Raw genomic sequence first — 23549 nt, forward strand, 5'->3', positions numbered from 1 at the left:
CGCTGGATGCAATTTTTCCGCAGGCTGAACCGTATTGCCTATGGAGCGATTTTTCTCTTTTCCGTTCGCTGTTTTTCCTTCGCACCGCCGCAAAGAAGATTGACGGATACCGGGGTTGGGTGTATACTGGAAGAGTGAAATCAGGATTTCTGGATCGGTCCCGATTCTACCGGGCTTTGCGGGCCGCACGGCGGCTGCACGTCCGATTTTATTTGGAGGCAAAAGCAAACGGCATGAAACACAAATTTCCATCGGTTCCGGATCGTACATCCGATCAAAACACCCGCCGCAATGCGGGGCAGGCCATTGCCGCCTTTGTCATGGCGCTGGCTCTGACCGTGGGCGGCGCGAGTACCACCATCCTGCTGGCTACCCAGCCTGCGGGTCTGACCGTCGCGCCTGCGGCGGTGGAGTGGGAGGCCCCCGCCATCAGCCTTCAGCCGGAGAAGAGCGCCTCCACGGAAGCCGCTTCGGAGAGCACAGCAGAAGCGTCTGCTTCCAGCGCCGCTGCGGAGGAGACCGCACCGGCGCAGACCCCTGCTTCCTCTGCCGCGGTGTCTGTGACCCCGACGGAGGCTGAGGTGCCTGCTTCCAGCACTGAACCTGCGGCGGAAGCCCCCGTTGAAGAAGCCCCCGCCGCTGTGCCGGACGAGACCCCTGCGGAGCCGTCCGCTGAGACTCCCGCCGCCGACCCGATGGCCGGTCCTGCCGAGGAGAACGACCACGAAAACGCCCTCTTCCCCCACTTCGTGCAGGAGACTGCGGAACTGGCCGCAGAAGACCCGCTGAGCGCCCCGGTGGAAACGCTGGAAGCGGAAGCCGCCGAGACCCCCGCCGCCTCTGAGAACGGCGAGGCGGTCGCTTCTGCCGGGATCTCCGATACCAACGGCACCATCCTGCTGACGCCGGAAGAGATCCGCGCCGCGCTGGACGCCGGAACGCTGGACGAAAGCAGCGTCTCCGCCCAGTGCCTTGACAGCGAGAACGGCTTCCTGAAATGGCTGTGGAACCTGCTGTTCGGCAAAAAGGAGGAAGACAAGCCCTCCACCTCCACACCTGCTGCACCTGCACCGCGCCCCACCTACTCCGGCTGGCGGACCGTGAACGGCAAGACCTATTATTATGAGCAAAACACCACCAACCCCGTCACCGGCATCCGCTCCATCGACAACAAGCTCTATTACTTTGATGCCAACGGCGTCCAGCAGAACGCCACCTTTGGCATCGACGTCTCCAAATACCAGTCCAGCATCAACTTTGAGCAGGCCAAGCAGGCCGGCGTCGAGTTCGTCATCATCCGCATCGGCTACCGCGGCTACGGTTCCGGCACGCTGGTGCAGGACCCCAAGTTCGAAGAGCATTTCACCAATGCCCGGAACGCCGGTCTGCGGGTGGGCGTCTACTGCTTCACCCAGGCCGTCAATGAGAACGAAGCCCGCGAGGAAGCGCAGGCCTGCGTGTATGTGCTGAACGGCCGCCAGCTGGACTACCCCATCTACTTTGACACCGAGGCTTCCGGTTCCGGCTCCGGCCGTGCCGATGGTCTGGGGGTGGAGGACCGCACCAAGTGCGCGGTCGCCTTCTGCGAAGAGGTTAAGGCTCTGGGCTATCAGCCCGGCGTCTACGCCTCCACCACCTGGTTCCGCAAGCGCCTGGACATGAGCCGGCTGACCCAGTACAACATCTGGAATGCCCACTACAACGTCGCCAGCAGCCCCATCGCCTGCAACATGTGGCAGGGCAGCTGCACCGCCCGCATCCCCGGCTACGGCGGCCAGATCGACGTGAACATCAGCTACATGGGCTGAGTTCGGAAGACACAAAAGACCCTCCCGGAACATTTCCGGGAGGGTCTTTCTGTTTCTGGTGATCAGTTGAACAGGTCTTTCAGCTTTTTGAAGAAGCCCTTGCGCTTTTCGTAGTTTTCTTCTTTCAGGGTGCCCTCGAATTTCTTCAGGGCGTCGCGCTGGGCCTTGTTCAGCTTCTTGGGGATCTCGACCTCGCACTTGACGTACATGTCACCCCGGCCACGGCCGTTCAGATACTGGATGCCCTTCCCGCGCAGGCGGAAGGTAGTCCCGCTCTGGGTGCCTTCGGGGACGGTGTACTCCACCTTGCCGTCAATGGACGGCACGGTGATCTCGTCGCCGAGGACGGCCTGGCTGTAGGTGATGGGCACCGTGACCCAGACGTCGTAGCCATCGCGCTGGAACACCTCGCTGGGCCGCACCGTGACCATCACGATGACGTCGCCTGCGGGGCCGCCGTTGGCACCGGCATCGCCCATGCCGCGCAGTGCAAAGCTCTGATCGTCGTCGATGCCCATGGGGATGGATACCTCCAGCGTCTTCCGGGTGGCCGTCTTGCCGGAACCGTGGCAGACCTTGCAGGGGTTCTTGACCAGCTTGCCCTTGCCGCCGCAGCGGGAGCAGGGCTGCTGGGTCTGCATCACGCCAAAGGGTGTGCGCTGCTGGCGGATGACATAGCCGCGGCCGCCGCAGTCGGGGCAGGTCTCCGGGCTGGAGCCTGCCGCACAGCCGGAGCCATGGCACTCCGTGCACTCCTGCTGGCGGGTGATGGTGATGTTCTTCTTGCAGCCGTGGACGGCCTCGTCAAACGACAGGGTGATCCGGACACGGATGTCCTGGCCCTTGCGGGGGGCGTTGGGGTTGGCCTGGCGGGACGATGCACCGCCAAAGCCGCCGAACCCGCCGCCGAAGATATCGCCAAAGATGTCGCCCAGATCGACGCCATCGCCGCCGAACCCGCCAAAGCCGCCTGCACCGCCGCCGTTCTGGGCTGCGTAGCTGGGGTCAACGCCTGCAAAACCATACTGGTCGTACATCTGGCGTTTCTTCGGGTCCGAAAGCACCTCGTTGGCTTCGTTGACTTCCTTGAATTTTTCCTCGGCGTCCTTATCGCCGGGGTTGTAGTCCGGGTGGTACTTCATTGCCAGCTTGCGGTAGGCCTTTTTGATCTCCGCATCCGTGGCCGATTTGGATACCCCCAGCACTTCGTAGTAATCACGCTTTTCCTGTGCCATATCCACTCACCTCTCGTATCGTAGCAACCTCCCCCTGACAGCAGCGCGCTCCCGTTTCCCACAGCGGGAAACATCCAGCAATCTGCGCAATGCTGGCCGACCTGCCAAGGGCTCCCCGGCTGGGGAGCTGGCGAGTGTCAGCGAGACTGAGAGGTTTAACCCACAAAGGCCGCTCCGGCAAAACCGGAGCGGCTTTTGCTTATATCTCAGCGCACATCCGCCGGTTTGGCCGGACATGTGCTGCCTGTATCAAAACTTAGACTTCCTTGAAGTCTGCATCGACGACGCCGTCGTCATTGGGCTTCTGCTGGTTGGCTGCACCGGCATCGGGGCCCGGCTGTGCGCCTGCGGCCTGCTGTGCGGCAGCAGCTGCCTGATACATCTTCTCAAAGACGTGGCTCAGCGCGTCCTGCTTTGCCTTGATGTCGTCGATGGAGCCGGACTGCACAGCGGTCTTCAGGTCGGCCAGCTTTGCCTCGGCCTCGCTCTTGACGTCTGCGGGCATCTTGTCGCCGTTCTCCTTCAGCATCTTCTCGGTCTGGAAGACCATCTGGTCGGCACCGTTGCGGATATCGACCTCTTCGCGCTTCTTCTTATCGTCTGCTGCGAACTGCTCTGCTTCCTTGACGGCCTTGTCGATGTCGTCCTTGGACATGTTGGTGGAAGCCGTGATGGTAATGTTCTGCTCCTTGCCGGTGCCCAGGTCCTTTGCGCTGACCTTCACGATGCCGTTTGCATCGATATCGAAGGTGACTTCGATCTGAGGCACACCACGGGGAGCCGGAGCAATGCCATCCAGGTGGAAGACACCCAGGCTCTTGTTGTCGCGTGCGAACTCACGCTCGCCCTGCAGAACGTTGATCTCGACCGAGGGCTGGTTATCAGCAGCGGTGGAGAAGACCTGGCTCTTGTGGGTGGGGATGGTGGTGTTGCGCTCGATGATCTTGGTGCAGACGCCGCCCAGGGTCTCAATGCCCAGGCTCAGCGGGGTGACATCCAGCAGCAGCAGACCCTTGACGTCGCCCTGCAGGACGCCGCCCTGAATGGCTGCACCGACTGCCACGCACTCGTCGGGGTTGATGCCCTTGAAGGGCTCGCAGTTCAGTTCCTTCTTCACGGCGTCGTAGACGGCGGGGATACGGGTCGAACCACCGACCATCAGGACCTTCTTCAGGTCAGAAGCGCGCAGGCCTGCATCCTGCAGAGCCTTGCGGACAGGGGTCATGGTGCGGTCGACCAGATCTGCGGTCAGCTCGTTGAACTTTGCGCGGGTCAGGGTCATATCCAGATGCTTGGGGCCGGTCGCATCGGCGGTGATGGAGGGCAGGGTGATCTGGGGGCTCATTGCGCTGGACAGCTCGATCTTTGCCTTCTCAGCAGCTTCCTTCAGGCGCTGAGCAGCCATCTTGTCCTTGCGCAGGTCGATGCCGTTCTCGGTCTGGAAGGCGTCTGCCATCCAGTCGATGATGCGCTGGTCGAAGTCATCGCCGCCCAGGTGGGTATCGCCGTTGGTGGCCAGAACTTCGGTGACGCCGTCGCCCATCTCGATGATGGAGACATCGAAGGTGCCGCCGCCCAGGTCGTAGACCATGATCTTCTGGTCGTCTTCCTTATCGATGCCGTAGGCCAGAGAAGCAGCGGTCGGCTCGTTGATGATACGCTTGACATTCAGGCCGGCAATGGTGCCTGCGTCCTTGGTGGCCTGACGCTGGCTGTCGTTGAAGTATGCGGGGACGGTGATGACTGCCTCGGTGACAGGCTCACCCAGATAAGCCTCGGCGTCTGCCTTCAGCTTCTGCAGGATCATAGCGCTGACCTGCTGGGGGGTGTACTCCTTGCCGTTCAGGGTGACCTTGTGGTCGGTGCCCATCTGGCGCTTGATGGAAGAAACGGTGTTCTCCGGGTTGGTGATGGCCTGACGCTTTGCGACCTGGCCGACCAGACGGTCGCCGGTCTTGGTGAAGCCGACAACGGACGGGGTGGTGCGGGCACCCTCAGAGTTTGCGATGACGACGGGTTCGCCGCCCTCCATAACAGCCACACAGCTGTTGGTGGTGCCAAGGTCGATACCAATGATCTTACTCATAATGAAAGCTCCTCTCAAATCAGAACGTATTTGTTTATATGATGCTCAAAGTGGATAAGCGGATGTTTATTTGAAAACCCTTGCGGGTCTTTGCGAAGTTACTCGGCCACCACAACGGTCGCATGGCGGACGATCTTGTCGCCCAGCTTGTAGCCCTTCTGGTAGACGGTGACCACCGTGCCGCTCTCCTGGCCCTCTTCGGCGGGGACCTGCTGCACGGCGTTCATGAAATTGGGGTCGAACGGCTTGCCCAGGGATTCGATCTCCTCCACATGGAGGATATCCAGTGCCTTGGCCGCTTTGTCCAGCGTCATGGTCACACCCTTTTTGTAATTCTCGTCGGTGGTGGGGGCGTTGGCCGCCATCTCCAGCGTATCAAGGATGGGGATGATCTGGTTGACCGCAAAGGAGATGCCATCGTTGAACTTCTGGTCAGCTTCGCGGGCGGTGCGCTTGCGGTAGTTGTCGTACTCGGCAGCCATCCGCAGCAACTTTTCTTTGGTCTGGGCCGCTTCCTGCTCGGCTGCTTCCAGCTTTGCCTTTGCAGCTTCCAGGTCGCGGTTTTTCTTGAACCAGCCGTCCTTCTTCGCATCCTTGGGTTCCGCTGTCTCGGATGCGGGTGCAGCCTGTTCAGCGGCTGCTTCGGGTGCGGCCTGCTCAGCGGTCTTTGGCTCTGCGGCGGGTTCCGCCTGCGGGGTCTTCTTGGTTTCTTCGCTCATTCCAGGTCCTCCTTATAGATCACAGTCCGCCGGGGTGCGGCTGCCTGCGGGGTATCTTTTCGTTTGCCGCTCATGCCTTCGCCGAGCTGGTCGGCAAAGGTGTGGAGCAGAGGCATCAGCTTTGGGAAGGGCATCCGGGTCGGCCCGATGAGTGCCACCGAGCCCCACAGCCCACCGCCGACCAGATAACGGTCGCTGACGATACACAGGCCGGGGATCTGCGGCTCAATGTCCTCGCCCAGCAGGATGCTCTCGCTCTGCTCTGTGGGCGGGGCGATGAGCCGGGCGGCCGCTTCCTCATCGCTCAGCAGGCTGAGGATGGAACCGACCTTGCCTTCCAGCTGGGGCCAGTCGAGCAGGTACTGCTCGCCGCCCAGATAGACATGCGGTTTGGTGGAATCCTGCAGGATGGCCGCTGCCGCCGACACCACCGGCACCAGCTCCGGGCTGATCTGGCCGCACAGCTCTGCAAGGAGCCGGGGCGAAAGATCCATGGGAGCCACGAATGTCAGGTTCCGGTTGAGCAGGGCGGCCAGCGCCGCAGCATCCTCACGCGAGAGGCCGGTGCGCACCCGCGCCACGCGGGTCCGGACGTAGCCGGCCGTGGTCACCGCCAGCACTGCCGCCGCGCTGCGGCCCACCTGCACCACCTCATAATGGGCGATGCAGAGGTCCTCGGCACAGGGGGTGCTGATGGCTGCGGTGCAGCCGCTGATCTGGGCCAGCGCCCGTGCGGCACCCTGGGCGAGCTTTTCAGGCTCGTGGTCCAGGCTGGCGAACACGGCGTCCACCCGTGCGCGGGTCACGCGGTCCAGCGGCTGGTCATCCGTCAGCAGATTGTCCAGATAATAACGGTAGCCCTTGGCACTGGGCACACGGCCCGCGCTGGTGTGGGGCTGCTCCAGCAGACCCAGCTTGGTCAGCGCCGCCATCTCGTTGCGCAGCGTCGCACTGGAAACTGCCATGTCAAAGTAGTTCGCCAGCACACTGCTGCCCACAGGCTCCCCTTCGAGACCATACAGCGCCACGATCGCCTGCAAGACTCGCTGCTTGCGTGCATCCATCGTCATAGCGCCTGCCTCCTTCGTTTGCTTTTTGTTCTTTAGCACTCTGTCTTCCTGAGTGCTAAGACCATTATATCCAATTTTTCCGCGCTGTCAATAGGTTCGCAGAAAAGTTTTGAAAGATTCACAAATTGGTCATAAGAAAATGGCCCACGCCGAGGCGCAGGCCGTTTGTTTCTATTATAAGGTATTCACTCTTCCATCTGCTTTGCCAGAAACGCCGCCGCCACAGCTGCGGCCTTCTCCTGCGCGGCATCCGGCTGTGCCGCCCGGTCCTCGGTCAGAAAGCCCACGGCACCGGTCACATCCCCCGCCGCGATGATGGGGCAGACGCAGAGCAGAGCGCGCTGCGCCCCTTCGCAGGGCAGGAGGGCCTTTTCCGGGTCGCCGCTGCTGGCGTAGAGCTTCCGGCTGTCCATCAGCTTTTCCAGCGGCTGGCTGACGCTGCGGTCCACAAGGTCCCGCCGCCCGGCACCGGACGCCGCCAGGATGCGGTCCCGGTCACAGACGAAGGCCGTCAGTGCGAAGCTCTTGCTCAGCGCATCCACATACTGCGTCGTCACGCTGCTCAGCTCCCCCACCGGCGAATACTTCTTGAAGATGACCTCGCCGTCGCCGGTCGTGAAGATCTCCAGCGGGTCTCCCCGGCGGATGCGCTGGGTGCGGCGGATCTCCTTGGGGATGACGACCCTCCCCAGCTCATCAATGCGGCGGACGATCCCGGTTGCTTTCATAACACATTCTCCCTTTCTCGGTTCCACGTTTCCTTGGTTCCCAGATTTCGTTTCCTGTGGTTATTTTGTGGTAGAGAAAGGAGAATTATTCAAGCGCGAAGCTCTGCCTGCGGGAGCTTCCCTGTTTTTGCTTGTCCTCATACATCCGGTGGTCTGCCAGGATGCGGATGTCGCGGACGACGGCCCGGTCGGCCGGGTAGCAGGCCGAACCGCAGCTGGTGCCAATGCAGATGGTCCGGCCGTCCAGCACATAGGGCTGCCGGATGACCGATTTGATGGTCTCGATCCGCTGGGCGCACCCGTCTGCATCGACTTCGCCGTTCACGATCAGGGCAAACTCATCGCCGCCGATGCGGAACGCAAAGTCGCTGCTCCGCACACAGCTCCGCAGCCGGTCGGCCACGGCCCGGAGCAGCTGGTCGCCCACATCGTGGCCGTAGGTGTCGTTGACCGGCTTGAACCGGTCCAGATCCAGATAGAACAGAGCAAAGGGCTGGCGCGCCTCTTCCTTCTGCTTCAGGGTGCTGTTGAAGCACCGCTCGTTGAACAGGCCGGTCAGGCCGTCGGTGTTGGCCAGCCCCTCCAGTTTCCGGCGTTCCAGCGCTTCGCTGCGGAGGGCGTTTTCTTTTTCTTCCATTTCCAGTGCCGCATCCAGCTTGACCGACCGCACCATCGCCACGGCCACGCTGCCCATCAAAAAAAGCAGCAGCAGGATGGTGACCTTCTGGATCTTCCGCATCCCGGCATCGACGACATCGCGCTCCACGATGCCCACGATGGTCAGGTCCTGAAAGCCCACCGGCTGATAGACCAGATAATAGCCCTTGCCGCCGTACCGATACCCAGTGCTGCCGCTGCCGCCGCTGCGCACGTTCTCCCGCATGGCGGCAAAGCCGTCGGCATCGACCTTGGCATTTTTCTCCAGATAATCGAACAGGTTCGTCATCCGGGATTCGATCTCACTCTTCGGCTCCTCGGACAGCATCACGCTGCCGTCCGGGTAGATGATGTAGCAGTCGCTCTGACCGTTGTAGGCATGGCCGCCGATCATCTCTTCCAGCGTTGCATTGTTGTAGCTGACGGCAATGCAGGTATAGGTCACACCAGAGACCTCGACCGGCCGGATGGGCACGGTGAACACGACCCGGCGCTCACCCGTGCCTATGACATAGCTGCTCACGCTGGACCGGCCGGTCGCATACGTCGCCGCAAACGCGCCCCACAGTTCCTGCGCCTCTCCGCTCTCTCCGGTGGCTTTCAGATACTGGCTGGACTCGTTGAACAGGTACAGCTCACTGTACCGCCAGGTCGTTTTTTCGCGGTTGAAGTGGCGCAGACTGGCCCGGATGGCCGTTTCGTCTGCCTCCTCCTGCAAGCTGTTGCCCCACTCGCTCAGCACGTTCCAGTTGCGCTGCGCGAACATGGTAAACGTCTTGTTCACCTGCTCGTAGGTCTCCAGCAGGTTTTGGGTGCTCTCCCGATAGAACTGGCGCTGCACATATACCAGATAGCCCACAATGTTGAAAAGGCACACCACCACCAGGAGCGTAAGCGCAGCGGCTCGCCGTCTGCTTCTCTCTATCCTATAATCCCATGACATATTCATCGTACCCCCGATTTTTTTCGAGAGAAGTTAAAATTTCTTAGCCGCATCTTTGCTGCATCGCTTCAAATCTACCAGATTCTTCCTCTTCTGTCAATGCTCTTCCATAGTTTTTCCCGTTTGAACTCTGGCCGTTTTTTCCGGTTTATGCTATACTGGGTCTGTTCTTCAGGCCCTGCGCCGCGCGGGAGGGTTCCGGCGGCTTTTTCTCTTTTCAGAAAGGATCGTTTCATGCAACAGATCGTGATCTTAGGCGGCGGTGCAGCCGGGATGGCGGCGGCGCTGGCCGCAGCACAGGCGGCCCCCGCCGGGGCAGTGCGCGTCACCGTGCTGGACCGCAACCCCCGCTGCGGCAAAAAGCTGCTGGCCACCGGCAACGGCCGGTGCAACCTCAGCAACACCGGCATCGCGCCGGCGTGCTATTTCACCGCAGACCCAAAGGCGCTGGCCCCGCTGCTGAACGCCGTGAACACCGCCGCGCCGCTGGAATGGTTCCGGGCGCTGGGGCTTTACACCCGCACCGACGAAGCCGGGCGGGTCTACCCGTATTCCAATCAGGCGGCGGACGTCCTCGCCCTGCTGGAGGGCCACATGGCCCGGCTGGGGGTGGAGGTGCGCACCGGCTGCACCGTCAACACCCTGAGCCAGAACCGGAACGGCTACGCTGTCCTCTTCGACAGTGCCGAGCGCAGCAACGAAACGCTCCATGCCGATGCCGTCATCTGCGCCATGGGCGGCAATGCAGGCCCGCAGTTCGGCACCGATGGCTTTGGCACCCGCTTTGCCGCCCAGTGCGGCGGAAAGCTGGAATCGCTCTACCCCTGCCTGACCGCCTTGCAGACGGCCCGGCCCAACAAAGCGCTGGCCGGCATCCGGGTCAAGGCCCGCGCCGCGCTGCTCGACCTGGACCGCCACACCCTGCTGGCCGAAGAGACGGGTGAGGTGCAGTTCACCGACTACGGCCTGTCCGGCATCTGCATCATGCAACTGTCCGGCCTGCTGGCCCCCCGGCGCGGCCCGAAGCGCCCCGCTGTGGAGCTGGACCTCTTCCCCGCGCTGGACGAGGCCGCGCTGACGGCTCTGTTCTCCGGGCGGGTGCCCCTGCTGCCGGGCCGGACGCCCGCTGATTTCTGGACGGGGCTGCTCAACCCCAAACTGGGCCGCGCCCTCTGGGCAGCGGCCCGCCTGCCGGACACACCGCTGGACACCCTGCCCGATGCCGCCTGGCAGGTGCTGGCCAACACGGCCAAGCACTGGCTCTTCGAAGACCTGACCCCCTGCGGCTGGAAACAGGCCCAGACCACCGGCGGCGGCCTGAGCCTGACCGAGCTGGAGCCCAGCTTCCAGTTCAAGGGCTGTCCGGGGCTGTACTTCGTGGGCGAAACGCTGGACTGCGCCGGGACGTGCGGCGGCTTCAACCTGCACTGGGCCTTCGGCAGCGGCATCACTGCCGGGCGGGACGCCGTGCGCACCCTGCGCCGCCCGCACAAAAAGAGATGACAAGACCCGGCCCTCTCCTGCACATCTGCCGGAGAGGGCCGGGTCTTTTTGCGTTCTTTTTATTCGTTTGCGGCTTTGTCCAGCGTGGCTTCCTCCGCTTCTTCCTCCTTCTGGTACTCCGCAAAGGCCGACCACATGGGTTCGACCCGCTTGCCGTGGAACTTGCGGTCCACATAGTTCCGGGTGATGGCCGCGACCGTTCCCGACAGGCTCAGCACACCGATCAGGTTCGGCAGCATCATCAGGCCGTTGAAGGTATCGGACAGGTCCCACGCGAGGTCGAGCTTCATCGTCGCACCCACCAGCACCATGGCCACGAAGACCACCTGATAGCCCATGCTGGCCTTGGTGCCGAACAGATATTCAAAGGCTTTGGTGCCGTAGTGGCTCCAGCCCAGCACCGTGGAATAGGCGAACAGCAGAATGGATACCGCGATGAACTTGGGGCCAAAACTGCCGAACACGGTGGAGAAGGCTTCGCCCACCAGCGCAGAGCCCTGCACCTCGGTGAGCATCCGGCCGGTGTTCAGGTCCACGAAGCCGGACGTCAGGATGACCAGCGCCGTCAGGGTGCAGACCACGATGGTATCGGCAAAGACCTCAAAAATGCCCCACATGCCCTGCTGCACCGGCTCCTTGACGTTGGAGGACGCGTGCACCATGACCGACGAGCCGAGGCCCGCCTCGTTGGAGAATGCGCCGCGCTTGAAGCCCCAGGTGATGGCGCGGGACACACCGTAGCCCAGCACACCGCCGCCCGCCGCCTGCATGGCGAAAGCGCCTTTGAAGATGGCCGCGAATGCAGCCGGGATCGCCGTGACATGGGTCAGCACGACCGTCAGCGCACCCAGGATGTAGAACAGCGCCATCAGCGGAACGACCTTTTCCGTCACGGCCGCCACACGCTTCAAGCCGCCCAGGATGACCAGCGCGGACAGCACCGCCAGCAGGATGCCGGTGAGGAGATTCGGCACCTGGAAGGCCGCATTCATGTTGCCCGCAATGGAGTTGATCTGGCTCATGTTGCCAATGCCAAAGGAGGCCAGCACACAGAAGCAGGCGAACAGCACCGCCAGCACCCGGCCCAGCTTTTTGCAGCCCTTCTTGCTGCCCAGACCGTCGGCCAGGTAGTACATCGCGCCGCCGGACCACTCGCCGTCGGCGTTCTTGCGGCGGTAAAAGATGCCCAGAACGTTTTCCGAGTAGTTGGTCATCATGCCCAGGATGGCCATGGCCCACATCCAGAAGATGGCACCCGGCCCGCCGCTGAGGATGGCCGTTGCTACGCCCACGATGTTGCCGGTGCCGATGGTCGCCGCCAGCGCGGTGCACAGGCTCTGGAACTGGCTGATGGCCTTATCGTTCTTTTCGGTATGGGCCGTGATGTCCCGGTCGGTGAAGATGGCACCGATGGTGTTCCGCAGCCAGTACCGGAAATGCCCGAACTGGAAAAAACCGGTGCGCACCGACATCACAAAGCCGGTGCCGAACAGCAGTGCCAGCCCCACCGGCCCCCAGACGATGCCGTTGACAACTCCATTCACGCTCGTAATGGTCTCTAACATGATCGTTCCCCCTCTGCAAAACAAAAAGCGGACAGAACGCCAAAGGCTCTGCCCGCAAAACGCAGCTTCCCGCACAGGGGTCTCCTGCTGCTGACAGACACACCCCTTTGTGCGCAACAGACGGCGGCTCCGCCGTCTCCCCTCATTCTGTTCCCGTGTGATGCACAGTTCCGCTTGTCTGTGCGTGATAGAAGAACTGTATCATAGTTCCCCGCCGCTGGCAAGCTTTTTGTTTCAATTTATTCTGAGGTTTCATCTTTGATGCAAAGTGGATGAATTTTATTTTCGTATGACTTTTCCGCACAGCCCGCGTTTTTTGTATAATCCGCAGGCGGCGGGGCCATCCTTTCCGTAACACCGGCAAAGGAGGCGTCAGGAATGCACAAAGGCGGATGGAAGCCGTTCTGGGCCGCACTGGGGGCGGCGCTTCTGGTGCTGCTGCCGCTGGTGGGCGGCACCGTCCTGCTCACCCGGCAGATGCTGCGCCAGCAATGGCTGATGCAGACTGCCGAGCCACAGCGGGGCGTACCCATCGACCTGCCCAAAGCCGACGACCGGATGACACTGCTGCTCTGCACCGCCGGGGAGCAGCCCGGCTTCGTGCTGTTCTACCTGAACGCGCCCCAGAACGCCGCCCATCTGCTGGCCGTGCCGGGGCAGCTGACGGTGCCGTTCGGCGGCGGCGAAGCCTCGCTGGCCCAGTGCTATGCAGCAGCCGGCCCGGCGCGGTGCCGTCAAGCCCTGCTGGAAACGCTGGCCCTGCCGGAGGATACCCTGTATCTGGCCCTCTCGCCCGCCGTGCTCGAAACGCTGGCAGCGCGGTATGGGGCCGTGCGGGTCAGCCTTTCGGGCGCACTGACCGCCGAGGAGCTGGACGCCCTCGGCCAGAGTTCCAGCGTCCAGACCTTCCGCGCACGGGAAGCATCGGATCTTCTGACCGGGCTGGACGCCGACGGCCTTTTACCGCCCAGCCGCCGGGCCGCAGCCCGCGCCGCCGTGTGGGACGCCTTTTTCCGCCAGAACTTCGAGCTGCTGCCCTCCACCCTGCCGGAGGCCCTGCGCAGCCAGAGTTCCGCCCTGCTGACCGACTTTGCAGCCCAGGACTACACCCTGCTTGGCGACATCCTCGAATTTCTCGTGAACCGCGCGGCGGTGTTCCAGTCGGACGCCCTGCCCGGCGCGTGGGACCGCAAGGCGGGCACTTACACCGTCACCGAGGCGTCCCGCGCAGCGGTGCAGACCTTCCTCAACGTCTCCCCCACCGAGGGGCAGGCGTCGTCCGCCAGCGAGCCGTAGCCCAGCACCAGTGTGCCCGCAAGGCCGCGGGCGCTGCCGGTCAGGTCGTAGTCGCTCAACAGGCTCAGCCGGACGCCCTCGGCCTCGGCAGCGGCCCGGAGTGCCGCATCCGGCGGGGCATCCCGGAGCGCCGCCAGCAGATGCAGACCGGTGTGCAGGCCGGAAAAACGAAGTTCTCCCGGCGCGAAGGCTGCATTCAGCGCCCGGACCAGCGCATCCCGCCGGGCCTTGTAGGCCACCCGCTCCCGCGCCAGATGCCGGGTGAAATATCCCTCGTTGATGAACCGGGCCAGCGTCTGCTGCTCGAACCGGCTGACCGGGCTGGAATAGAGCCGGTACGCTGCCCGCCACGCCGGGAGCAGCTGGATTGGGAGCACCATATAGGCGATGCGGATGCTGGGGGCCAGACTGCGGGAGCAGGTGGAAAGGTAGACCACCGGGCCGTCGGCCCCTGCCATGCCCTGCAGGCTGGGCAGCGGGCGGGTGTCGAAGCGGAACTCGGAGTCGTAGTCGTCCTCAATGATGTAGCGCTCCCCCGGCCTGCGGGAGGCCCAGTGGAGCAGCTCGGCCCGGCGTCCGGCGGGCATGGTGGCCCCGGTGGGGAACTGGTGGCTGGGGGTCACATAGCAGACCGCCGCACCGGAGCGGGACAGCGCCTCGATGGACAGGCCGTCCGCATCCACGGGCAGGCAGCAGCAGGAGACGCCGTTGTTCTCCAGCACCCGCCGGGCGCGGGGGTAGCCGGGGTTCTCCACCGCCGCCGGGCCGGGCAGCAGCGGGGCCAGCAGGCCCAGCAGATATTCCAGACCCGCCCCCACGACGACCTGCTCCGCCCGGCACTGCACGCCCCGGTATTCTTCCAGATAATCCGCCAGCGCCTGCCGCAGCTCGATGTCCCCCTGCGCGTCGCCGTGGGTCAGCAGTTCGGGCGAGGAGTAGAGCAGCTCCTTCTGGAGCCGTGCCCAGGTGCGGAACGGGAAGAGGGCCGGATCCACCCCCCGCGTGGAGAGGTCATACCGCACCGGCTGCACCGGCGGTCCCGCCTCCGGCTGAGGCAGGAGCGCGGCGGGCGGCGGCGCGGCCGGGCGGATGGGCAGGGCCAGATATTCCTGTACATAAAAGCCGCTGCGCTCCCGCGATTCCAGATATCCTTCCGCCGCAAGCAGCTGGTAGGCCGCATCCACGGTGTTCACCGAGACGGACAGCTCCGCCGCCATCCGCCGCTTGCCGGGCATCCGGGTGCCCGCCGGGATGGCCCCGGTGCGCATCTCCTCGGCCAGGCTCTCATAGAGCTGTTCGTACAGCGGCACCGCCGAGGCTGCATCCAGTGCTGTCGTCAAATGGAACACAAAACCCCTCCTCTTTTTGGGCATTCCCTCAAACTGACCCCATAAAAAAACTATATTCTGGGTATTTTCACAGGGCCAGTTTTGCGTATAATAGGAGCATACCCGCTGTACACCCAAATGTCAAGTAGTTTTATGGGTAAATTGGAACATTTCGGTCTCCTGGCAGGTCTTTGTGAAAATTGGAGGGAATCATCATGTCAACCACCGCAATGTGGCTGCTGCTGGCAGTCGTTGTCATTGTCATTGTCTTTGCAAGTGTGCTGTACAAGCGCACCTTTACCGTCCACGAGCTGGCGCTCACCGGCGTCATGGCCGCGCTGAGTCTGGTAGCCTATCTGTTCTTCCGGGTTCCGTTCTACGGCGGCTCCTCGTTCCATCTGGGCAACACCTTCACCGCGCTGACCGCCCTGCTGCTGGACGGCGTGTCCGGCGGTCTGGCCGGTGCCATCGGTCTGGCTCTGGCCGACATCCTGGCCGGTGATCCGGGCTATGCCGTCACCACCTTCGTGCTGAAGTTCCTCATCGGCATCACCTGCGGCGCGGTGGCCCACAAGGTGTTCAAGCTCCGCGACCTCGACCGCCACAGCTCCGGCTATCTGGTCAAGGTCATCGTGGCTGCCGGTTCCGGCCTGCTGCTGAACGTCTTCACCGACCCGTTCCTCGGCTACTTCCGCAACGTTTACATCTTCGGTCAGGAGTACACCGTAGCCCAGGCCCTGACCAAGATCGCCGGCGGCGTCACCTTCGTGAACAGCGTGGCTTCCACCGTCTGCGTCGTCCTGCTCTACCTTGCACTGCGCCCGGCCCTCGACCGCGCCGGTCTGCTGCCCAAGGGAGAGAAGAAGAACTAAGCCTTTCCCCTGCCTCTCCACAGGTCTCTACACAAAAGCCCGCCCCCGGTGCCGCACATCTGCGCAGCACCGGGGGCGGGTCGTTTATTGCTCTTTTTCAAATACGAGGAAGCGGAACGCGATGTCGGTGGTCAGCTCCGGCAGGGCGGCCAGACGGGCCGCGCCGTCGCGGGGCGTTTTCCAGTAGTAGGGCGTCATGGCGAAGAGCGCTTCCAGCTGGGCGGCGGGCACCGTGATGGTCCCGGAGACTTCCCGCTCCCCGATGGGGCGGAAGCCTTCATACGCCACCTGCTGCACCGGGTTTTTGTAGGGCGTCTCGTAGAGGACGGCCTTCATCTGGTACAGATGCTCCGCGCCGGGCACGACGTAGAGCATCCGCCCGCCGGGGCGCAGCACCCGCAAAAACTCCTCCCGCGCAAAGGGCGAGAAACAGTTCAGCAGCAGGTCGGCCCATCCGGTGCGGACCGGCTGGGCAAAGCTGGATGCCACCGCATAGCGGGCCGTGGGCAGTGCCTTCGCCGCCAGCCGGACTGCCGGTTTGGCGATATCGAACCCCGCCAGCTCCAGCGGCTGCCCGGCCGCATCAAACTGCCGGGCGATGCAGCGGTCGTACCAGCCCTCGCCGCAGCCTGCATCCAGCAGGTGCAGCGGGGCCTCCGGCCCGGCCGGGAGACCGTATTCCAGACACAGCTCCCCCACCGCCTGCCCAAAGATGCCATAGTATCCGGCATTCAGAAAGGCGCGGCGGGCGGCGACCATCTCTTTGCTGTCGCCGGGGGCCTTGGTGCGCATGCTCTGCACCGGCAGCAGGTGCCAGTAGCCCTCTCTGGCGCGGTCAAAGCAGTGGCCGGAGGGGCATTTCAGATCCTGCTCCCCGGTCAGCGGCCCGCCGCACAGCGGGCACTGCCATGGCTCAGACTTCATCGCTGTGATCCTCGATGGGAGCCGTTGCGCCGCCGTGGGCGTTCATATACTCTTCGAAGTTGGTAAACTTCTGCTGCGGCGGGCGGCGGCTGATGAGGACCAGGCCCGGATCTTCGTCCCGGCTGGGCGCACTGTTCCGGCTGCGGCTGCGGGAGGCCTCCTGCTTCGGGGCACGGGGTGCGCGGGCGGGCTGGCCCGCAGTGCTGCGCTCCGTGCGGCCCTTGCCGGTGTTGGCACTGCCTGCGGCGTTCTGTGCCGGGCGGGCCGGGCGCTCCGTCCGCTCGGTGCGGCCCCCGCGAGCCGGGCGGCTGGCGCTGCCCGGCTGGGCATTGCGGCGGCTCTGGCTGTTCGGGGCGTTCTGAGCGTTCTCGCCTTTGGCGCTGCCGGCCGGGGCTGCCGTTTTTGCGGCGGGCTGGGCTGCGGGCGCACTGGGCTTTTTGGCCGGGCGCAGCGGCGTCGCTTCCGGGGCGCTCACAAAGTGGGGGTCGAACTTGGGCTGGGCGTTGCTGCCGCGGTTCGGGGCGGCATTGCTGCCCTCGCGGCGGGGGCGGCTGTTGTTGGAGCGGCGGTTTTCGCTGCGCCCGCCGGGGGTGCGCTTCTGGTTTTCATCCATGGATGGTTCCTCTTTCGGTTGAGATTTCATCGGCTCTGCCTTGGCAGCAGCCGTTTTTTCTTTTTTGGGCCGGGCCGGTTTTGCCGCTTTGGCGGGCTTTTCCGGCTGGGCGGCAGGCACTTCGGCCTCCGCCTTGGGTTTTTTGCCCCGCACAGGCGGCTCCTTTTTGGCAGGGGCGGGCACACCGTCCCACGGGTGGCCGGATACCACCGGGATCTTCCGGCGGTTCAGCTTTTCGATCCCGGCCAGATACTCCTGCTCCTCCGGGGCGCAGAAGCTGACGGCCGTGCCGTCGGCACCGGCGCGGGCCGTGCGGCCGATGCGATGGACGTACGTTTCCGGCACTTCGGGCAGATCGTAGTTGAAGACATGGGACAGCTCGCTGATGTCGATGCCGCGCGCGGCGATATCGGTAGCCACCAGCACTTTGGTATTTCCGGCCTTGAAGCCCTCCAGCGCCGCCACGCGGGCGGACTGGCTCTTGTTGCCGTGGATGGCCGCTGCCGGGATACCCTGCTTGTTCAGGTCTTTGGCGATCTTATCCGCGCCGTGCTTGGTGCGGCTGAAGACCAGCGCGTTCTGCACCGGCGGTTTCAGATTCTGGATGAGCCAGGGCAGCAGGAACTTCTTGTTGCCCTTCTCGACGAAATACAGGCTCTGGTCAATGCGGTCCACGGTGCTGGACACCGGGTCCACCTTGACGAAGGCGGGGTCGTGCAGGATGCCGGCCGCCAGCTGCTCGATTTCCTTGGGCATGGTAGCGCTGAACATCAGGTTCTGGCGCTGGGCGGGCAGCTTGGCGATGACCTTTTTCACGTCATGCACAAAGCCCATGTCCAGCATCCGGTCGGCCTCGTCCAGCACGAAGATCTCGATGTGGGAGAGGTCGATGAGGCCCTGCCCCACCAGGTCGTTCAGGCGGCCGGGGCAGGCGATGAGGATATCGACGCCCTTCTTGAGGGCCGCGACCTGCGGGGCCTGGCCAACGCCGCCAAAGATCACGGTGCTGCGCTGGTTCAGGTACTTGCCGTACAGCTCAAAGCTCTCGCCGATCTGCAGCGCCAGCTCGCGGGTGGGGGTCAGGATCAGGGCACGGACGGCCCCTTTCTTTTTGGCCGGGGCCGCCGTCAGGCGGTCCAGCATGGGCAGCGCAAAGGCTGCGGTCTTGCCGGTGCCCGTCTGGGCGCAGCCCATCAAATCCCTCCCGGCCAGCACCGGCGGGATGGCCGATGCCTGAATGGGCGAGGGGGATTCGTAGCCCGCCTCCGCAACGGCACGCAGCAGCGGGGCGGACAGATTCAGTTCGTTAAAAGTCATGGTTCTCCTATTGTCCATGAAATGCTTCCGCCTCGCCCTGCCGGGGAGGCCTTTGCATTTCATTCTGTTACTCTTTGATTTTCCGGCACTCGATGTAATACCGTTTTTCCTCCGCATGGCCCATGCTGAAGGTCTTGCGGGGCAGCACACCGCCCATCACGACGCCCTTGAACAGGTCGCTCTTGTCGAACGGCGGCAGCAGGAAGGCCACGCCGCCCTGCTTGCACAGGGCGCGGACCGCAGGCTCATCGTGGACGTAATCCACGCGGGCCTCGATGTGGCGGGCCATAAAGTATTCGATGAAGGCGTCGATGGTGCCGACGGTCAGCGGGGCCACAGGGTGCTCGAAGCTGAGCACATTGGCGACGTGGGGGCCTGCCAGCGTGAAGGACTGCTGCCGGGCATCGCCGAAGCAGATGCCTGCATTGTGGGAGTCGCTCCACGCGATGAGGGCCAGCAGCACCGCGCCGCAGTCCACGTTGAACAGCACCCGGTGGATCGGCTCGATCTCGATGGCGGGCGAGTGGACGTTGCACACCTCGGCCAGGCACCAGCGGGCCGGGTGGTCTGCCTGCTGCTCCGGGGGCAGGGTCTGCTTCAGCTCTTCCCAGTAGGCCTTGGCCGATGCCAGCGAGTGGTTGCCGTCGCCCACGGCCAGCGTCAGCGGAGCTGCGCCCCTGGCCTGCGGATACCGGGCATCAAAGACTTCCTGACGGCCCAGCCCCTGCAGGGCCGCATCGATCTGGGCCAGCAGAGCCGGGTCTTCCACGGCCCAGCCCGCGATGTGCCCGCCGCCCAGCATCAGTTCGCCTTCGTAGACCTTGCGCAGCGCGTCTTTCTTCGCCCCGATGGGCTCGATGAGGGTGCAGTCCGGGTCGTCGGCCAGCATCATGACGTGGGGCGTTTCCAGGCTGGCCCCGCGCCGGACGGCCATCCGGGGCGGGATGCGGCTCTCGACCGTGTGTTCGCTGGGGCGCACCTCCGGCTGGGCACCCTCGGCGTAGCTGTAGGCTTCAAGGTCGATCTTCCCCACCAGCCCCTGCCGGATGCGGCCGCTCTGCTCGGTGCGCTCCACATAAATAAAGCCGTCCACCGCACGGGTCAGCACCGTGCGGAGATAGTCGTCCATGGTCTCATGGATCTTCTGGATGCGGCCGGTCACGCCGCTCTCTTCCAGATACACTTCCGGCAGGACCAGGTTCAGGGTGCTGGGCGAACCTGCCGCCGTCCGGGCCGCTTTTTCCCAATAGGAGCGGTCGCTCGTAAACTGATCGCAGGCCACGCAGCCCCACTGTTCCAGCGGGATATTCTCCGCCGGAAGCAGGATGTGTGCCGGAGAAAAGCACGATGTTTTGTTCATATCACATTCCTCCCTCTCGCGTTATTGAAAGGAAACCGTAGTTTTTATTCATAGTATCCGGCCGCATTGTCCCGCACGACCACATGCTCGACGCCCGCTTCGGTCTGCGCCTGCACCAGAGCAGCGCGCTCCTCGGCGGTCATGGTGGAGGCCGAAGGCACCCGCACCACAAGGTTCTTCACGCCCAGCTGTGCGGCCGGGACGCCCAGTGTGCTGGAGGTGTCGGCCACCTCGGCCAGCGTATAGCTGTACCACAGGGTCACACGGCTGCCGAAGCGCTGCTCCCAGACCGCCATATCGGCCCGCAGCTGGTCGGCACGGCTCACGCCGTTGGTGGTGCCATAGTCCTGCTTGCTGCTGGTGGAAGCCGGGAACTGGACGTTCTCCAGCACCATCTGCTCAAACCCGGCGGTGTGCAGCTCGTCGATGAGATCGCCGATGTACTGGACGGCTGCGTCCGCATAGGGGTTCAGCCAGGGCTTGCCGTCGGCAGACGCCTTGTTGTCCAGCCAGAGATAGGCCTGCCCCTTATATCCAATGGCCATGGCGTGGTCGGCGCGGGCACCGGCCGGGTCACGGAAGGCGGCGAGCTTCGCCACCGGGATGAGGCCCTCTTCCCGGAAGATAGCGGCCACCCTGGCCGGGTCCACGGTCACGCTGGCCGGGCTGGCCGCAGCGGCGGGCACCTGAGACGCATAGTAGACCACACCGGTGGAGTCCTTCAGGGTCACGACGGCATATTTCACGCCCTGCGAGGCCAGCTGCTGCGCCGCAGCGCGGATGGAGGCCTCCTCAGTCAGGGCCGTGATGTCGGCCTCGGCCCAGCTGCCCTCCACGATGGCGGTGCCGTCCACAGCGGGCGTCACCACCTCCGGCTGCACCTCCGAAGAAGCGGCCGGTTCACTCGCCGCAGAGGACGCCGGGCTCTCCGCCACGGACGATGCGCTCGCGCTGGCGGGGGAGGAGGCGGAAAGATCCCGGTTGCGCACCACGGTGTACCAGGTATGCGTTGCCCAGTCCAGCACATGGGGAGCTGCCAGCCAGGCCGCGCCCAGCATCACGAGGACCAGCACGGCGATGCCGATCCCCTTTTTTACCCGCATCTCGCGGCTGTAGAAGCTGCGCCGATAGCGCTTGACCTTCTGGCGTTTCGGATATTTTGCCATAATCAACCACCCTCCCTTGGGGTCTTTTACAAGATCACAGAATGGCCGGTAAAGCCATAGATGGCCAGTGCCAGCACCCCGATGTAGATCAGCGTGACGGGCAGGCCGCGAAATGCCTCCGGGATGGCCCGGCTGCGCAGACGGTTCTGTGCTTCCGTCACCAGCATGACGGCCAGCAGATAGCCCAGGCCGCTGCCCAGGCCGAAGCCGAGGGATTGTTCCAGCGTGAAGCTCTGGGTGCGCTCGACCAGCACCGTGCCCAGCACACCGCTGTTGACGGCGGCCACGGGCAGGATGCGGATGAGCTGGCCGCTGCGGGGGCCTTTTGCCAGCTTGAGGACCAGCAGCTCAAACAGGCAGACCGCCGCGATGCAGGTCAGATACATCACCGGGCGCAGCTGGGCGCGGTTGGGCAGCGGGGCAATGAAGCTGCCCGCAAAATAGGCCAGCGGAGCCACCAGCACCTGCGTGATGCAGAGCATCAGGGCAAACCACCAGCTGCTCGTCCGCTCGTCGCCGACGAGCTGGACCAGCCGGGACACGCCCAGGCTGCGGGTGAAGACGGCGTTCTGGGCAAAGATGGCCAGAACGGCATAGTTGAAGAAGACGCCTACCAGGTGCAGCACGTCGCTCATTGTTCTGCCTCCTTCCGGTTCTCCTGCGGATGCACGGCCAGATAGCCGCGCGCCTCATTTTTCAGGTATTTCTGCCGCTCGCGGGCCAGTGCGCGCCAGATGGCGCACACCACGCCCAGCACGATGAAGCCGCCCGCCGGCATCCCGGCCATGGGCAGGACGGAGCGGCTGAGCGGGATGCCGAACACGCTGCCGAGGGCCAGCCACTCGCGCACACAGCCCAACAGCAGCAGGATCAGCGCATAGCCCAGCGTGATGCGCAGACCTTTGGAAACAGCCTTGTGCATCGTTTCCTGCACACGGCCGAAGCGGTAGGTCAGCAGCGGCTCCACCACTAGCAGCGGCAGGTAGATGCCCAGCACCAGCAAATCGGTGCCGAAGAGGGCGTTCAGGATGGGATACACCGCCAGATACACCACAGCGGCGCTGCCGCTGTAGACAAAGGCGCGGGGCAGCAGCTTCTTTTCCAGCTCTTCGGGGGCCGGGCGCTCGTCCCGCAGGGGGCACAGACGGCTGAGCAGGCAGGCCAGCATCCGCGAGGGCGTCAGCAGCAGGGCCACGGCCACCGCCAGCATCACGGCGTTTCTGCCGCTGGTGGCCAGCACCACCAGCGGGGCCAGGCCCATGCCCTGCATGACGACCGGGTTGTTTTTGAAGATGCGGTCATGGTGTGCGAACTTTTCGGGGTCGCGGGTGATCATTTCTGCAACATGACGTTTCATTCCGCATCCTCCTTCCAGCCCAGCAGACGGTACAGGCGGGTCTCGGTGCGGTCCAGCCAGCCGGAAATGCTGTTGACCGTGAGCAGTGCAAAGCAGACCCCCGTATCGTAGACGCCAAAGTAGCGGAAGCCCATGGTCGCGGCACCCACCAGCACACCGTACAAAATGCGGCCGATGCGGTGATGGGCACAGGTATAGGGCTCGTTCAGCAGGAAGACCGCGCTGAACAGCATCGCGCCGGTCAGCAGCTCATCCCGCACACACTGCAAACGGGGGAGCAGGCTGGCCGCAAAGGAAGTGTCCAGCAGGCCCACCTGCCGGGGGAACAGAAACGCGATGAGAGCGCTCGTCACCAGAAAGCTGACGGCTGCGCTCAGGCGGGTATCCTTCTGATACCACAGGAACAGCCCGCAGGCCAGAATGACCAGCGCCGCACCGGTGCCCATGGGGGCAGCATACTCGCCCAGCACCAGCGAGATCGGGCTGAGGTTCAGGATGCCGCCGCTGCGCAGGGTCCGGGAGATGGTATCCGACACCGGCACAGCCGACGCATCCCACAGGGGGATGGCGGTATACGGCTGGGGGTACCGGAACACCTGTTCCGGCCAGGACACCGCCGCGATGACGTAGCCCACCGCCGCCGGGTGGAACGGATAGCTGCCGTAGCCGCCGAAGACCTCCTTGCCGATGAAGACACCGGCCAGGACCGCCGCGATGAGGACGTACCAGTCCACCGTGGCGGGCATGAGCAGCGCGATGAGGAGCGCGAAGCTCTCGCTGGAAAGATCGTTGGACTGGTAGACACGCCGACGCAACAGTGAGACCAGACGGTCGCACAGATTGCCGGTGATCACCGCCGCGCTGCAGAGCAGCAGCGGCCGCAGCCCGTAGAAGTAGCAGGACATGCACAGCAGCGGGACGGCCATCCAGCAGACATGCCGGTAGTAGCGGCCCGTCCGGGTCAGTTCCCGCTGCTGCGCCCGGATCAAAGTTTCATCCATG

The 23549-nt window shown here is 64.0% G+C and carries 19 protein-coding genes; 4 read left to right on the forward strand and 15 right to left on the reverse strand.

Annotation, left to right across the window (positions count from 1 at the left end; translation table 11 throughout):
• Nucleotides 1–233: 233 nt before the first annotated feature.
• The gene (locus J3350_RS04840; RefSeq protein ID WP_207685889.1) at nt 234–1808 is read left to right on the forward strand and encodes a GH25 family lysozyme; all 1575 of its coding nucleotides are present in this window, start codon (nt 234–236) and stop codon (nt 1806–1808) included.
• 62 nt (nt 1809–1870) lie between these two features.
• On the opposite strand, the gene dnaJ is transcribed toward J3350_RS04840, so the two are convergent.
• The 6 genes from dnaJ to J3350_RS04870 form a co-directional block, all read right to left on the reverse strand.
• On the reverse strand, nt 1871–3043 hold the full coding sequence (gene dnaJ, locus J3350_RS04845; protein WP_097792948.1) for a molecular chaperone DnaJ: 1173 nt from the start codon (nt 3041–3043) through the stop codon (nt 1871–1873).
• A 256-nt stretch (nt 3044–3299) separates the two neighbouring features.
• A complete protein-coding gene (dnaK, locus tag J3350_RS04850; RefSeq protein ID WP_207685890.1) occupies nt 3300–5129 on the reverse strand; it encodes a molecular chaperone DnaK in 1830 nt (609 codons plus the stop codon).
• 98 nt (nt 5130–5227) lie between these two features.
• Entirely contained in the window at nt 5228–5848 is a 621-nt protein-coding gene (locus J3350_RS04855) for a nucleotide exchange factor GrpE (protein ID WP_207685891.1), read from the reverse strand.
• Nucleotides 5845–6918, reverse strand: coding sequence for a heat-inducible transcriptional repressor HrcA (gene hrcA / locus J3350_RS04860; RefSeq protein WP_207685892.1), 1074 nt, complete (start codon nt 6916–6918; stop codon nt 5845–5847). The genes J3350_RS04855 and hrcA overlap by 4 nt, the downstream gene beginning before the upstream one ends.
• Nucleotides 6919–7103: 185 nt before the next feature.
• Nucleotides 7104–7646 carry a stage V sporulation T C-terminal domain-containing protein gene (locus tag J3350_RS04865; protein ID WP_207685893.1) on the reverse strand — a complete coding sequence of 181 codons (543 nt, stop codon included), beginning with the start codon at nt 7644–7646 and terminating at the stop codon, nt 7104–7106.
• Between the two features lie 85 nt (nt 7647–7731).
• Nucleotides 7732–9162, reverse strand: coding sequence for a diguanylate cyclase domain-containing protein (locus tag J3350_RS04870; protein WP_207685894.1), 1431 nt, complete (start codon nt 9160–9162; stop codon nt 7732–7734).
• A 318-nt stretch (nt 9163–9480) separates the two neighbouring features.
• Here J3350_RS04870 and J3350_RS04875 point away from each other — a divergent pair, with 318 nt between their 5' ends.
• Nucleotides 9481–10749, forward strand: a complete 1269-nt coding sequence (locus J3350_RS04875; RefSeq protein ID WP_207685895.1) for an aminoacetone oxidase family FAD-binding enzyme — start codon at nt 9481–9483, stop codon at nt 10747–10749.
• A gap of 59 nt (nt 10750–10808) precedes the next feature.
• On the opposite strand, the gene J3350_RS04880 is transcribed toward J3350_RS04875, so the two are convergent.
• Nucleotides 10809–12314, reverse strand: coding sequence for a sodium:alanine symporter family protein (locus tag J3350_RS04880; RefSeq protein WP_207685896.1), 1506 nt, complete (start codon nt 12312–12314; stop codon nt 10809–10811).
• 378 nt (nt 12315–12692) lie between these two features.
• Here J3350_RS04880 and J3350_RS04885 point away from each other — a divergent pair, with 378 nt between their 5' ends.
• Nucleotides 12693–13610, forward strand: a complete 918-nt coding sequence (locus J3350_RS04885) for a hypothetical protein (protein ID WP_207685897.1) — start codon at nt 12693–12695, stop codon at nt 13608–13610.
• Here the strand turns inward: J3350_RS04885 and J3350_RS04890 are convergent.
• Nucleotides 13517–14959 carry a PLP-dependent aminotransferase family protein gene (locus J3350_RS04890; RefSeq protein WP_207685898.1) on the reverse strand — a complete coding sequence of 481 codons (1443 nt, stop codon included), beginning with the start codon at nt 14957–14959 and terminating at the stop codon, nt 13517–13519. The genes J3350_RS04885 and J3350_RS04890 overlap by 94 nt on opposite strands.
• A gap of 194 nt (nt 14960–15153) precedes the next feature.
• Here J3350_RS04890 and J3350_RS04895 point away from each other — a divergent pair, with 194 nt between their 5' ends.
• Entirely contained in the window at nt 15154–15810 is a 657-nt protein-coding gene (locus tag J3350_RS04895; protein ID WP_158577506.1) for an ECF transporter S component, read from the forward strand.
• Nucleotides 15811–15894: 84 nt separating this feature from the next.
• Here J3350_RS04895 and J3350_RS04900 read toward each other — a convergent pair whose 3' ends face one another.
• From J3350_RS04900 to J3350_RS04930, 7 genes are all read right to left on the reverse strand, one after another.
• Nucleotides 15895–16734 carry a putative RNA methyltransferase gene (locus tag J3350_RS04900; protein ID WP_097792959.1) on the reverse strand — a complete coding sequence of 280 codons (840 nt, stop codon included), beginning with the start codon at nt 16732–16734 and terminating at the stop codon, nt 15895–15897.
• Nucleotides 16724–18664, reverse strand: coding sequence for a DEAD/DEAH box helicase (locus J3350_RS04905; protein WP_207685899.1), 1941 nt, complete (start codon nt 18662–18664; stop codon nt 16724–16726). Before J3350_RS04905 ends, J3350_RS04900 begins: the two co-directional genes overlap by 11 nt.
• Nucleotides 18665–18731: 67 nt before the next feature.
• Entirely contained in the window at nt 18732–20024 is a 1293-nt protein-coding gene (locus tag J3350_RS04910) for a DUF1015 domain-containing protein (RefSeq protein WP_207685900.1), read from the reverse strand.
• Between the two features lie 44 nt (nt 20025–20068).
• Nucleotides 20069–21190 carry a putative glycoside hydrolase gene (locus J3350_RS04915; RefSeq protein WP_207685901.1) on the reverse strand — a complete coding sequence of 374 codons (1122 nt, stop codon included), beginning with the start codon at nt 21188–21190 and terminating at the stop codon, nt 20069–20071.
• A 26-nt stretch (nt 21191–21216) separates the two neighbouring features.
• Nucleotides 21217–21825 carry an Rnf-Nqr domain containing protein gene (locus tag J3350_RS04920; RefSeq protein WP_207685902.1) on the reverse strand — a complete coding sequence of 203 codons (609 nt, stop codon included), beginning with the start codon at nt 21823–21825 and terminating at the stop codon, nt 21217–21219.
• The gene (locus tag J3350_RS04925) at nt 21822–22547 is read right to left on the reverse strand and encodes an Rnf-Nqr domain containing protein (RefSeq protein ID WP_207685903.1); all 726 of its coding nucleotides are present in this window, start codon (nt 22545–22547) and stop codon (nt 21822–21824) included. Before J3350_RS04925 ends, J3350_RS04920 begins: the two co-directional genes overlap by 4 nt.
• Nucleotides 22544–23548: an RnfABCDGE type electron transport complex subunit D gene (locus J3350_RS04930; protein WP_207685904.1), complete on the reverse strand. Its 1005-nt coding sequence runs from the start codon at nt 23546–23548 to the stop codon at nt 22544–22546. Before J3350_RS04930 ends, J3350_RS04925 begins: the two co-directional genes overlap by 4 nt.
• Between the last annotated feature and the right edge of the window lies 1 nt (nt 23549).

It is taken from the genome of Faecalibacterium sp. Marseille-Q3530 (assembly GCF_017377625.1).
GTDB lineage: Bacteria > Bacillota > Clostridia > Oscillospirales > Ruminococcaceae > Faecalibacterium > Faecalibacterium prausnitzii_E.